The 13095-nt window shown below is 44.6% G+C and carries 9 protein-coding genes and 1 tRNA gene; 5 read left to right on the top strand and 5 right to left on the bottom strand.

Translation table 11 applies throughout. The annotated features are described in order from the left end of the window. Window positions 1-4 precede the first annotated feature (4 nt). The 4 genes from QQ041_RS11090 to nspC all read left to right on the top strand — a co-directional run bounded on the left by QQ041_RS11090 (window position 5) and on the right by nspC (window position 6537). Window positions 5-80, top strand: a tRNA-Gly gene (locus tag QQ041_RS11090). Between the two features lie 901 nt (window positions 81-981). Next, window positions 982-3933, top strand: coding sequence for a pyridoxal phosphate-dependent class III aminotransferase (locus QQ041_RS11095; protein WP_285953940.1), 2952 nt, complete (start codon window positions 982-984; stop codon window positions 3931-3933). Window positions 3934-3941: 8 nt separating this feature from the next. Then, window positions 3942-5192 carry a carboxynorspermidine synthase gene (locus QQ041_RS11100; RefSeq protein ID WP_285953941.1) on the top strand — a complete coding sequence of 417 codons (1251 nt, stop codon included), beginning with the start codon at window positions 3942-3944 and terminating at the stop codon, window positions 5190-5192. Window positions 5193-5403: 211 nt separating this feature from the next. Next, window positions 5404-6537 carry a carboxynorspermidine decarboxylase gene (gene nspC / locus QQ041_RS11105; RefSeq protein ID WP_285953942.1) on the top strand — a complete coding sequence of 378 codons (1134 nt, stop codon included), beginning with the start codon at window positions 5404-5406 and terminating at the stop codon, window positions 6535-6537. 77 nt (window positions 6538-6614) lie between these two features. On the opposite strand, the gene QQ041_RS11110 is transcribed toward nspC, so the two are convergent. The 4 genes from QQ041_RS11110 to QQ041_RS11125 all read right to left on the bottom strand — a co-directional run bounded on the left by QQ041_RS11110 (window position 6615) and on the right by QQ041_RS11125 (window position 10639). Continuing rightward, window positions 6615-7154: a DUF1566 domain-containing protein gene (locus tag QQ041_RS11110; RefSeq protein ID WP_146489858.1), complete on the bottom strand. Its 540-nt coding sequence runs from the start codon at window positions 7152-7154 to the stop codon at window positions 6615-6617. Further along, complete coding sequence (locus QQ041_RS11115) at window positions 7154-8794, bottom strand: DUF1566 domain-containing protein (protein ID WP_285953943.1); 1641 nt, start codon at window positions 8792-8794, stop codon at window positions 7154-7156. Before QQ041_RS11115 ends, QQ041_RS11110 begins: the two co-directional genes overlap by 1 nt. A gap of 191 nt (window positions 8795-8985) precedes the next feature. Beyond that, entirely contained in the window at window positions 8986-9498 is a 513-nt protein-coding gene (locus QQ041_RS11120; protein WP_050646057.1) for an ACT domain-containing protein, read from the bottom strand. A gap of 232 nt (window positions 9499-9730) precedes the next feature. After that, window positions 9731-10639 carry a DUF3943 domain-containing protein gene (locus QQ041_RS11125; RefSeq protein WP_146489860.1) on the bottom strand — a complete coding sequence of 303 codons (909 nt, stop codon included), beginning with the start codon at window positions 10637-10639 and terminating at the stop codon, window positions 9731-9733. Between the two features lie 210 nt (window positions 10640-10849). On the opposite strand from QQ041_RS11125, the gene QQ041_RS11130 reads away from it, so the two are divergent. Further along, complete coding sequence (locus QQ041_RS11130; RefSeq protein ID WP_285953944.1) at window positions 10850-12088, top strand: CinA family nicotinamide mononucleotide deamidase-related protein; 1239 nt, start codon at window positions 10850-10852, stop codon at window positions 12086-12088. Between the two features lie 160 nt (window positions 12089-12248). On the opposite strand, the gene QQ041_RS11135 is transcribed toward QQ041_RS11130, so the two are convergent. After that, window positions 12249-13094: a DmsC/YnfH family molybdoenzyme membrane anchor subunit gene (locus QQ041_RS11135; RefSeq protein ID WP_285953945.1), complete on the bottom strand. Its 846-nt coding sequence runs from the start codon at window positions 13092-13094 to the stop codon at window positions 12249-12251. Between the last annotated feature and the right edge of the window lies 1 nt (window position 13095).

Consider the following 13095-nt stretch of genomic DNA (forward strand, 5'->3'; position numbering starts at 1 on the left):
AAATGCGATACTAGCTCAGTTGGTAGAGCGCAACCTTGCCAAGGTTGAGGTCATCGGTTCGAACCCGATGTATCGCTCCAAATTAAAAAGCCCGAACAGAAATGTTCGGGCTTTTTGGTTTCTGTGGTTTAGCTTTTGCGTGTAAGTACTTTGCTTGCTCGAGCCCTCACTTAGAATTCATCTCTATCTCTATCTCTATCTCTATCTCTATCTCTATCTCAAAATTTCGCAATCAAGTTCGTTTAGATAAGTTAGTTTTTAAAAGCGAGATTCCCTATGAACTCGTTCCTCATACTAGGGAATGACGAAAAGATGCCACAGCCTCAAAGCTATCACTAACGCCGCCTGTATGCCTGCCTCGTCAGCCTCGGGCTCGAGGAACGAATGAACAGGGGAGCTCTTTCTTAAACGATAGTGTTGACGATATTTACAGCAATTGCTTAGCCACCACTGCTATTTATCAAGCTATTATTAAAAACTATTGATCGTTCATTTCACTTTATGTTACTTTTCCGCGCAATCTCGGAATGAACAATGTTCAAGAAGAGCAACAATTGCTTCTGGGGGATACGCGTAGTGACCATTCTTGCTGATTGGGACATTACGTAGGGTAGGTATTGGCTAGTCCTTTAGCTGATAGACGGGATACTTATGGCGCAGTTCGCCATGTTAATGGGAAACCCAACATTGAACACACTAATTACAACATTGCTAATCAGCTCTGCATTTCCAAAGGGACCAGCTCCTCATAGCTGCCCGATCCTGCAAAAATGTCCAATTCTTCAAAACAGTAGCATTACTGAACCTTGAGCTCACGCTAACAATTTATCGCTGTCTTAAGACGGCTTAATTTCGTATTTGTCATTTGACTTATGCGAGCGTACAGCTATATCTCATTTCTAGACAATACGCGTACTTAACTATGAACTCTCTCCAAATTTAAAGAGGGTTGGTGGATAGTTGCGTCTGATGGAGGTGAGTATGAATACATTCAAGGGGACTTTTATGACTACCGCCTTTGAAGTCGATATCAATACTATCGCAAATTCATTTTCAACTATGGTTCCTATCTTAGAGGGGACTTACGACCTAACACCTGACGCTATTTTGCTAGAGCAAGAACAGCATGAGTCGGATGTTCGCTCTTACCCAAGACGTCTGCCTATTGCTATTAAACGAGCATGTGGCGCTTTAGTTGAAGATACTCGTGGCCAACTCTTCCTCGATTGCTTAGCCGGTGCAGGTACACTTTCTTTGGGTTATAACCACCCGGAGATTAACCAAGCACTCAAAGACCAACTCGATTCTGGTTTGCCATACCAAACTCTGGATATCACGACTCAAGCAAAAGAGACGTTTATCAAGCGAGTTAAAGCTTTTCTTCCTCAAGACTTTTCAAATAACTCGGTTCTTCAATTCTGTGGCCCATCTGGTGCTGACGCTGTTGAAGCGGCAATCAAACTAGCGAAGCAAACCACTGGTCGTAACACCATGTTTGCTTTCCGTGGTGCTTACCATGGCATGACGAACGGCACCATGGGCATGATGGGTAACCTTGGCACTAAAGAGCGTCGTAGCGGCTTGATGTCTGACGTACATTTCATGCCTTTCCCATACAACCTCCGCTGCCCGTTTGGCATTGGTGGTGAAGCGGGTGCCAACGCGAGCATTCGTTACATCGAGCGTATGTTGAATGACGATGAATCCGGCATCATGAAACCCGCGGCGATGATCGTTGAGCCCGTGCAAGGTGAGGGTGGTGTAATTCCAGCTCCGGCATCTTGGCTACAAGGTTTACGTCGCATTTGTGATGAGCACGGTATACTACTGATTTTTGATGAAATTCAGTGTGGTGTCGGCAAAACAGGACATCGATTCGCGTTTGAAGAGTCAGGCGTTAACCCTGATATTTTATGTTTATCTAAAGCGATCGGTGGCGGACTGCCTATGTCGCTGCTTGTATTCGACAAGAGCATCGATACTTGGAAAGCGGGTGAACATACCGGTACATTCCGTGGTAACCAGTTAGCAATGGTGTCTGGTGCTAAAGCACTGGAAATCATCGAGCGAGATGGTTTGGTGGAGCACGCGAACATTGCAGGCCAATACCTACGTCATGGGTTAGAGAAGATTCAATCTCGCGTTAACTGTATTGCTGAAGTTCGTGGTAAAGGTTTAATGCTTGGCGCCGAGATCAAGCAACCAAACGGTGAACTCAATAAATTTGGTGAGCCGAAATCAGACGGTGACCTGACCCTAGCTATTCAACGCGCGGCATTAGAGCGTGGTTTGATGGTCGAGAAGGGCGGTCGTGATGGATCTGTGATTCGCTTCCTGCCACCAATGATTATCTCTTTCGAACAGATAGACTTTGCCCTGCGAGTGATGGAAGAAGCCATCATCGCTGCCGGCGGAGGTGTTCAAGAAGAGCAAGCTTCAGATAAGCAAGCAAATCAAGAGTGGAACAAGCACTTCATTCACACCGGCCTAGGCGGTAGCGACGAATTCGCTAACGTGATGAACCAAACCACTCAGGCAATGAAAGCGGTTTTCGAGCAGGTTGAAACTCCATACTCAGGTCTAGAACCAAAAGTGCTAGAGGCTTCTATCAAGGCTGTCGATCTAGACAACAACCAACACGCTTTGGTTGACGTTATAGATAGCACCGCTGACCTAGTTGCAGCAAACTCTATCTTTGTGCAGCACCCTGACTGTATCGCACACCTTCATACGCCTCCTCTTATGGCATCAGTAGCAGCGGAATCAATTATCGCGGCTCTGAATCAATCTATGGATTCATGGGACCAAGCATCTGCTGCGACTTATGTTGAGCAGCGCGTGGTTGATTGGATGTGTGACAAGTACCAACTAGGTGAACAAGCGGACGGTGTTTTCACTAGTGGTGGCACGCAAAGTAACCTAATGGGCTTATTGCTAGCGAGAGACTGGGTTGCGGATAAGCACGATGGTCACTCTATCCAAAAGCTGGGTTTACCGGATTACGCGAGTAAGCTTCGCATCTTGTGTTCAGATAAATCTCACTTCACGGTTCAAAAATCCGCTTCATTGCTCGGTTTAGGCGAGAGCGCGGTGTGCTGTGTTGAGACCAACGCAAACGGCACCATCAAACCGGATTACTTAGACGCAGAAGTAAAAGCGCTTAAAGCCCAAGGGTTGATTCCTTTTGCTGTAGTTGGTACGGCGGGTACAACCGATCATGGTGCTATCGACGACCTTGATGCGATTGCAGACATCGCAAACCAACAAGGCCTTTGGTTCCATGTCGACAGCGCTTACGGCGGCGCGCTTATCTTAAGTAGCCATAAAGCTCGTCTGAAAGGCATCGAGAAAGCGGACTCTGTCAGCGTTGATTTCCACAAGTTGTTCTTCCAAACAATCAGCTGTGGTGCTGTGCTGCTGAAAGACAAAGCGAACTTTAAGTACCTACTGCATCACGCAGACTACTTGAATCGCGAGCACGATGAGCTGCCAAATCTAGTCGATAAGTCTATTGCGACCACCAAGCGTTTCGATGCATTGAAAGTCTTCATGACGATGCAAAGCGTTGGGCCAAAGCAGCTGGGTGATATGTACGATCATCTCCTAGAGCAGACGCTTCAAGTTGCCGACCTGATTCAAAATCAAGCGGATTTAGAGCTATTAGCGGAGCCTTCACTATCGACGGTGTTGTTCCGTTCGGTGCTTAGCAATGAGCAATCAGCAAACAGTGCTATGGATTTAGACAAACTGAATCAAACGTTAAGATTGGAAGCGCTGACTCGTGGTGTTGCCGTACTTGGCGAAACGGTAGTGGATGGTAAAAGCGCGCTGAAATTCACTATCTTGAATCCGTGCTTAACGACATCAGATTTCACATCTCTAATTAACAAAATTCAAACTTTAGCTATTGAGCTAGCAGAACAACAAGGGTAATTAAAACTATGGCTATTCTACAAATTGGTGCAGGCGGCGTTGGTTGGGTTGTTGCACACAAAGCAGCACAAAATAACGAAGTACTGGGTGATATCACAATCGCTTCTCGTACCATCGCGAAGTGTGAAAAAATCATCGAATCTATCAAGGGCAAAAACAACCTTAAAGATTCAACTAAGAAACTAGAAGCACGTTCAGTAGACGCTGATGATGTTGATGCGCTTGTTGCTTTGATTAAAGAAGTTCAGCCAGATCTTGTTATCAACGCTGGTCCTCCTTGGGTAAACATGGCAATCATGGAAGCGTGTTACCAAACTAAAGTCTCTTACCTAGATACATCGGTAGCGGTTGACCTATGCTCTGAAGGCCAACAAGTACCACAAGCTTATGATTGGCAATGGGGTTATCGTGAGAAGTTCGCAGAAGCGGGCATCACAGGTATTCTTGGCGCTGGTTTCGATCCTGGTGTGGTATCAATCTTTGCTGCGTACGCGGTTAAGCACTTGTTCGATGAGATTGACTCAATTGATGTAATGGACGTGAATGCAGGTGACCACGGCAAGAAGTTTGCGACAAACTTTGACCCAGAAACCAACATGCTTGAGATCCAAGGCGACTCTTTCTACTGGGAAAATGAAGAGTGGAAACAAGTACCGTGTCACTCTCGTATGCTTGAGTTTGAATTCCCGAACTGTGGTTCTCACAAAGTTTACTCAATGGCACACGATGAAGTTCGTTCGATGAAAGAGTTCATCCCAGCTAAGCGTATCGAATTCTGGATGGGCTTTGGTGATGCATACCTGAACTACTTCAACTGCATGCGTGATATCGGCCTTCTTAGCCCTGAACCGCTAACACTGCACGATGGCACAGTGGTTCAGCCTCTGCATGTTCTTAAAGCACTATTACCAGATCCAACATCTCTAGCTCCGGGTTACACTGGTTTAACGTGTATCGGTACTTGGGTTCAAGGTAAGAAAGACGGTAAAGAGCGCAGCGTATTCATCTACAATAACGCAGACCACGAAGTGGCTTACGAAGACGTAGAGCACCAAGCGATCTCTTACACAACAGGTGTTCCAGCTATTACGGCTGCACTTCAGTTCTTCCGTGGCGAATGGGCTGATAAAGGCGTATTCAACATGGAACAGTTAAACCCAGACCCGTTCCTAGCAACCATGCCTGAAATCGGTCTAGATTGGCACGTTCAAGAGCTAGAGCCTATGGCTGGTTTACCTCTGATCCACACTTTGAAGTAATTTCTGGCTCTTTGCCCTCGTCGCGTTGTCCATCGTGCTCATTTACGTTCGTAAACTCCGCGCGATGTCCTAGCGACAAGGTCAAAGCTCTGCGAATTCCATTCAAAGTCATATGATTGACGAGAACGTATAATTACAAGCCGATGCTGTTGCGTCGGCTTTGTTCGATTATCATGTGCCTTCTTGAACTCGAGGGCCGCAAGGTATTAACATGCAAAACAACGAACTAAAAACGCCTTATTTCATGATCAACGAAGACAAGTTGATTGCGAACTTAGAGAAAGCCAAGCAGCTGAAAGAGATCTCAGGTGTGAAGTTGGTATTGGCACTCAAGTGCTTCTCTACATGGGGTGTGTTTGACATCATCAAACCGTATCTCGATGGCACGACAAGCTCTGGTCCATACGAAGTGAAGCTTGGCCACGAAACCTTTGGTGGTGAGACGCACGCTTACAGTGTGGGTTACAGCGAAGATGATGTGAGAGAAGTTGCGGATATTTGCGACAAGATGATCTTCAACTCGCAAAGCCAATTCGAAGCTTACCGTCATATTGTTGAAGGCAAAGCCTCGCTGGGTTTACGTCTAAATCCTGGCGTAAGCTACGCAGGACAAGACTTAGCAAACCCTGCACGTCAGTTCTCGCGTTTGGGCGTGCAAGCTGACCACATCAAGCCTGAAATCTTTGATGAGATTAATGGCGTGATGTTCCACATGAACTGTGAGAACAAAGACGTCGATGCATTTATCGGCCTACTTGATTCAATATCAGAACAGTTTGGTGGTCACTTAGATAAGTTGGATTGGGTGAGCATGGGCGGTGGTGTGTTCTTCACGTGGCCGGGCTACGACATTGAGAAACTTGGCCTTGCGCTAAAAGCTTTCTCTGAAAGACACGGCGTGCAAATGTACCTTGAACCGGGTGAAGCGATCATCACCAAAACAACCGACCTAGTTGTGACAGTAGTTGATATCGTTGAGAACGTGAAGAAAACGGCAATTGTCGATTCTGCAACCGAGGCACACCGTCTTGATACGCTTATCTATAATGAACCAGCATCGGTATTAGAAGCGTCCGAAAGTGGTAGCCATAGCTATGTGATTGGCTCATGTTCATGCTTGGCGGGGGATCAGTTCTGTGAAGCGAGCTTTGATGAGCCACTAAAGATTGGTCAAAAACTTCACTTGTTGGACAGCGCAGGCTATACCATGGTGAAACTGAACTGGTTCAATGGCCTTAAAATGCCCTCAATCTACTGCGAGCGCAGCAATGGCGACGTTCAAAAACTGAATGAGTTTGGCTATGAAGACTTCAAACGTTCATTGTCACAATGGTCAGTTAAATAACGGACTTTATTGTTCAGAAAAATAAAAAGAGCAGCGGATGAGCTGCTCTTTTTGATTATTTGTACCGTAAAAACTAATTAAAATGTTTTCACTAATCGAACAAGAGGATGTGGAATATCATCTGGGTCGGTAATGACTTCCAAAGCTTCTTCAAAATCAATAATTAAACCATCATAGTCACTGTTGATTTTATGAGCGTCAGGAGTATTAGTCCAATATGGTTCGTTGGTTGTTGTCGGGAAGAGTGTCAGGTTAATTGCTGGTCTAGTACAGCTATAGTCAACGATTGAACTTAACTCTTTGATATTAGGCAACCTAAAACCAACCTGACCTGCGATAGTGGTCAGATTCGAATCTTCAGTTGCGATGAGCGCATCCTGCCAATTTTGATATTTAATCGCGGTACCATCACATGTGTCATTGGATTGATTGTAGGTTTCGCCTAGGTTGCATTTTGACCAAAGCAAATTAGTCGTTACGTCGAGTAATGTACCATCTTTACGGTCAATAAATTGTCCGTCTTGGTGAGAAGGAGTTTGAGTTTGCACGCAGGTTTGCGCGATGGTATTTGCACTTAACAGAGAGGCAATTACACCTAAGCATAGTTTTAGTTTCATTACTCAATACCTCCACTTACAGCCACAATTCCTGTCGAGCCTGCGATGTTTTTATTACAAAGCTCAAGCTCTCCATTTTGAGAGTCGATACATCTAGCACTACCATCTTGTTTAACAGAGCTAGAATGCGTGAAGAGTCGGTCTCCAAGATTAGGAAAGAAATTAATGGCTCCTGCTGGTGCAGTGCCGACATTGAAGTTGATAAATGAACGGGCTTCAACAGGTGAAGGTAAGCGCCAATCTGTAATGCCGCAAATAGAGCGACTGTTTAGGCTACTAATATAACTACTTGTATTACAGTAGTTACCTCCCGAACCATCATTAATGTACGCACATTGAGAAGATATCGGGCCGGCGCTATACAAGAGATCATTGGGTGCTCCGGCATAGCCACCATTGGTTGTATTGTCAGAGTCGTACCAAGTATATGTGTATGAGGCGCTTCTCCATGAGCTTGATTGACTGCCCCAAGGGTAAGGGTTGGCGTCAGGGGCGTCTTTATGGTTCTTAACCCAAGTATCGACCTCGGACTGGCTGGGCATTGCTATCGGATCTTGTTTTGCTTCAATATACAATCCAGTATGCTCATCTTTAACACAGCGCCAATCAGTAGCGCTAGGTATTAGAGGGTTTCCGTGAGCATCTAGCTTGGTGTAGCGAAAGCCATATTCCCCATCTGAATGTTCACTTCCATTGGTGACATCTAAACCGAAATCGGCATCTTGATTTGGATGTGATGCTGGAGGAGTGACGCTGTCGTAGTCTGTTCCATCAAAATAAGTGACATACCCAGTATCATTGAAACTTTTCTGCCCAGGAATATAGAACGCGAGAGTGTTTTTACTCGAATCGATAGTCGCGTTACCAACGGAAGCTATCGTGTAGATTACCGATTCGCCACCTTCATCGAAGCTATCATCACGAGCAGAAAATGTGATATTTGTTGATAGGGTTTCTGCTGGCAATTTAAGAGTTAACCCTGCTATATCAACAGTAAAGTCCTCAGGCGCGGCAATACCGGTTTGAGTCAGGGTAAGTGTTACATCTTGAGATGTGTAATGACTCAAAACAGCTTGTTGAATAATGCTGTCACCTTCTACAACGGTACTTAAGTCGTTACTAAAACTAACGGTTGGTTGAGTATCGCTATCATCAATAGTTACTACAGTTCGTTCGTTTGAAAGAGTGTAATTTGCACCGTTATCAGCACTAATAGAGTAATGAAGTGTTTTACTGCCCTCATACAGATTATTGTGCACAAGGTTTAGTGGTAGAGCTGCGCTGGTTGCACCTGCCGCAATTTTGACGTTTTGGCTTGAGATAGCATCGTAGTTTTTGAAGGTGCCATTAGAGCGAGTTGTCACGTCACTAGTTGAGATCGTTAAGGTGAGTTCTTGAGCTAATGCTTCGGAAAGAGAAACGGTAATGGATTCTGTTTTCGACCCTGATTGTGGTTCAGAAAATGAGACACTATTTGGGATGCTAAGCGTAATAGGGGAAGATGACGTACTTGAAGTTGTTCCCGTAGTAGTTGTTCCACTATCGTTATTTTCATGACCACTTTTACAACCGCTAAAAAGTGTCGTAAGAAGGATTGCTGAGATGACATTGAGTTGCCAGCTCGACCTTTTTCTTTCCATGTATGAACCTAAGCTACTAAATTATATAAGATATCTATCGTATCAAAAAAATTATATAAATGCTTAATTTCATATGCTATGGCTATGTGTTTTGGGTGTTTTGATGCGTTTTTTTTGTAAGTAATGTAAGAGAGGTCTTATTTATGAGGTGGCCTCCCAACGATTAAGGTATCGTCAGGAGGTAAGTTAAATTAGCTTTCAATCATTACTCGAGTGTCTTCACTGAGTGTTTCGAGTTCATTAACTACATCATCGATTTGAACTTCGATTGGTAGCTTAACGGCGATTTTTGAAGTGAATAAGCTTGAACTAACACCACCACCACCAGCGATAAAGACTCGGTGGCAATCCATATCTAGAATGCTGATCCCTTGTCTATCCAATACATGTGTCACTTCGTTGACGATACCTGCTCGGTCGTTAGAGTCGAGCCTTAAGTGATGGATTGTGTCTTGAGCATTGTGCGTATGATCTGAATCGACAAACTGTACGATGAGATCCGGGTTGGCGCTGAAAGCTTCTTTTACAATCGATTCGTTGATGGCTGGAAGTTGAACCTTGAGTACGCCTGCGACTTGGTCTTCAATAAAGTTCACTTTACTGATGAGCCATTTGCCGTCGTTTTCGTGAGTAACCGCAGCAAGTTGTTTGATTGTTGCTGGTGATGCTTTTCCGATAAAGTTTACGATAAATGTACTGTTCATATCAGCCCCCAAAGTTTCAATTATTATTTGCTAATTAAATGTTTGATATCGCGCGATAAAGTTCTTTAATTTCAGTGTAGAAGGTTACATCGAACAATGTTTGACCTAGGTCAATTTTTGAAACTAAGCTGTGATGCAAAAAAAGAGAATGAAGAGTAGGGCACAAAAAAAGCGGCTAGAGAGCCGCTTTTTAGAAGAGTTTTGTTTTTACGAAAGTAATTAGGTTGCTGTATTAGAAGGTTACTTTAAAGTTCATACCAACAAACTGAGAATCGTATGGCGCACCAGCATCGTATGCGAATCTAGCTGCGTCTTGGTTATCCCACCAAGGGTTAGTATTCAGATTAACTTCTGCGTCACCGCCCCAAGCATCACTTACCCAGTAGTGGATGTGTCCAACAGGGTTTAGGAAAAATAGAGACACATCACCCATGGTTTGAGAGCCCATCACTTCGCCGCCTGAAGCAATGATGTCTTGCTCTGCTTCTAGCATCATTTCACCAACAACCGCACCAAAGAATGGAGTGATGAACAGATCTTGCCATGATGGTACTTCGGCAAACGCTTCTACACCGTATTCCCAGAAGAACGTAGACATGGTCCAAGAGTATAAGAAAGATTCAAACTCATCGTAACCTGCGTGTCGAGCTGCGGTGTAGTAAACACCACCAAAATAGGGGTGCATCACGTAGTTTAGGAAGTGTTCATCGCGGTCCCATACAGGGCCTTCAGATACGTTGTCTTTCCACTTTTTACCTAATGAGCTGATGTCACGTTGGTCATCATCCCACTTAGTGATACTTTCAGGGAGTAGAGTCATCAAACCTACTGTAGCGACACTTAAGCCCAAAATGGTGTAGGTTTGGCCCATAAGGTAGTCCCAATCCTTCTCTTGGCTCACCAACATGTGTTTTGGTTGTTGGATTGAGAAGTCGTACTCATCACTTGATTCGCTCAGTGCGTAATTGGTATTAGGCTTGTAGGTGTACAAGCTATCATTAACACAGTAATCTTGAGCACATTCATCCGAATAAGAAAGGTTGATTGGCTGGTCGAAGTCGTATTGGCTTGCAACCGAGTTAACTGACATTAGCATTGTAAATGCAGCAGTAACCTTTGCTAGTAACGGTGATTTGGCCACAAGGGTCTCCATGAGAAAGTTTGGAATTGATCAGGGTCACAATTATCTATTAAATGCCTGATTTAGGGAACTAATAATTTATAGCTTTTCCTAAGAAAACCTTAGGTTTAACATTATTAATATTAGTGAAAAGGCGAATTGCTCCAAATTCAACCATAGACCAGTTTGTAAATAATGCAGTGTCTTTTTATGACAACAAGGGATAGAAATATGACGAAAATCGCAATGTTAAGTACAGGTGAAGAAGTTCTTCATGGAGACATTGTAGATACGAACGCAGCTTGGATGTCTGCTGAGTTTTATCAGCATGGTTTTGCTCTTGTTAAGCGCTCAACTGTGGGTGATCAAATGAATGCTCTTGTTGAAGAACTGCTGATGCTGAGCTTTAACTATGATGTGGTTATCGTTAATGGTGGTTTAGGCCCGACAACCGATGATATGAGTGCAGCTGCTGCGGCTGCTGCCTCAGAGCAGAAACTCATTATGTTCCCTGAATGGCTGGCGCGTATGGAAGAGATGTTTTCCGGGCGTGGTATGCCGATGCCGGATAGCAACCTAAAGCAGGCTTTGCTGCCAGTAAACTCGGAAATCGTCGATAACCCTGTCGGCACTGCATGTGGTTTCAAACTTAAGATTAACGATGCGACTTTCTATTTCACTCCGGGAGTGCCCAGTGAGTTTAAGCGCATGGTGAGCTTTGAAATTATCCCTGACCTCGCTCGTACTTATCCTCAAGTGGTCGCTTCTGAATGCAGCAGGTTGTTTACCTTTGGTTTGTCCGAATCTGGCATATCAGACGTGTTAGACCAGCTGAAATTGCCTCAAGGCTATGAATTGGGTTACCGCTCTTATCTGCCGTTTATTGAAGTGAAACTATTTGGACCTAAGTCGGATTTAGAAACTCGCGTTAAGCTGCTGCAAATGGTGTACAAGCTATTAGAGAGCAACGTTGTCAGTGTTGATGAGCCGATGATCGATCATATCGGCCACATTATGGCTGAGAGAAAGAAGACGCTGTCGGTATCGGAAGTGTCAACTAAAGGTGCGCTATCGGCTTGGCTGCAATCGAATGAGCAAGTTGAAGATTGCTTCGGCCACTCTTGGGTTATGGCGGAGCCAAAAGAGAGTGAGCTTGAAAAGAGCGATCCACTAGCGGCGACGTTTGCATTGGCTGGTGCAACAAGAGAAAAGTGCGGCACAGAGTTAGCCTTAGTAACGGGTAAGTTAGAGGGTAATACTTTTAGTATTGCGTTATCGAGCGAAGCAGGCGAGTGGGGGCAAGTGCTGGAGTTCTACCGTCAATACAAGCGTGAAGATGCACGTACCATCATCAAAACCGTAGCAGCCGATATGCTGAGAAGGCACCTAGACAACAAACCGATGTTTGGCACTTACTCTTCGGCTAAGCGATTGAAAGACATGTTTATTCCAGCAGCTATCATTAAGTAAGTATGTAAGCGAACTCGTTAAGTCTGTACTAAAAACGTTAGAAAAATGAAATAAAAAGGCCCAACATCTAAATAGGTGTTGGGCCTTTTGTTTATCTAGCCTTCTAGATAACCAAACAAGCAGTGATGTTTACACGTAGCTCATGTCTGTAAGAACTTGATTACAAACCGCTTGTCATATGTAGACTGTAGAACAAACCACGGCCGATTAACTCTGAAGCCAAGAACAGTACTAGTGCTAAGCCAAGGTTAACTGGGTTCACTTTTGCTTTGTTCAGCATAGGTAGAATCCAAATCAACAAGCTTGCCATCAGCAGTGCCACTTGAAGAATCACATAGCTCCCTAAACCATCGACTAACTCAGAGGCTTTTGCTGCTGAAGTTTGGATGTCACCGATTAGGTTCAGTTTTCCTACTGTCACAAGCAAGCTGATCGCAACAGCAATCACAGCCAGCATGGTGATGTTACGGTCAACCGCAAAGCGACTGTCGTTAGCAAATACAATCACGAATTGAGACAGCAATAAACCGCCCACAACCATCGTCATGATGAAGCTCAGTGGTGTGTAGATGTTGTCCCACGTAGGTACTGTGTTGATCATGTATACGTTGATCATCGCGTACATGAAGATTGCACCCAACACCATCGCGCCAACCATCAGTGCTTTCTGGATAGCTACGCCACCTTTCTTAACCACAGACAGTAACCATTGAATGCCACCTACTGCGAAGAATGCCGCACCGAAAAATACTTCGTTAGACAGCCAAGCAGAGCCTAGTTGGTTAAAAGCGTTAAACGCGCGCAGCGGAGAGCCAAGGTGCGTTGTCGAGAACATGAAGCCAAGCCCCATCAGTGCCCATAGAATGAACATTGGAACCTTGTAGCTGTTTAGCTTCTCTTGGTCATGACCAAGTACCAGTGCGCGAGCACCAATAAGTAAGTAACCACCAACTGCAGTTTGCGCCAGCACCGTAAAGAAGATTAAAGACCACTCATGAAAAATCATC

Source organism: Vibrio sp. TMPB1044 (genome assembly GCF_030442075.1).
In the GTDB taxonomy this organism is placed as follows: Bacteria; Pseudomonadota; Gammaproteobacteria; order Enterobacterales; family Vibrionaceae; genus Vibrio; species Vibrio satsumensis.

Bases quoted from the DNA above. Each gene is read 5' to 3' on its own strand.
- QQ041_RS11120 (WP_050646057.1), bottom strand. From the start codon at position 9,498: ATGAACAGTACATTTATCGTAAACTTTATCGGAAAAGCATCACCAGCA.
- QQ041_RS11135 (WP_285953945.1), bottom strand. From the start codon at position 13,094: ATGATTTTTCATGAGTGGTCTTTAATCTTCTTTACGGTGCTGGCGCAA.
- QQ041_RS11115 (WP_285953943.1), bottom strand. From the start codon at position 8,794: ATGGAAAGAAAAAGGTCGAGCTGGCAACTCAATGTCATCTCAGCAATC.
- QQ041_RS11110 (WP_146489858.1), bottom strand. From the start codon at position 7,154: ATGAAACTAAAACTATGCTTAGGTGTAATTGCCTCTCTGTTAAGTGCA.
- QQ041_RS11100 (WP_285953941.1), top strand. From the start codon at position 3,942: ATGGCTATTCTACAAATTGGTGCAGGCGGCGTTGGTTGGGTTGTTGCA.
- QQ041_RS11095 (WP_285953940.1), top strand. From the start codon at position 982: ATGAATACATTCAAGGGGACTTTTATGACTACCGCCTTTGAAGTCGAT.
- QQ041_RS11130 (WP_285953944.1), top strand. From the start codon at position 10,850: ATGACGAAAATCGCAATGTTAAGTACAGGTGAAGAAGTTCTTCATGGA.
- nspC (WP_285953942.1), top strand. From the start codon at position 5,404: ATGCAAAACAACGAACTAAAAACGCCTTATTTCATGATCAACGAAGAC.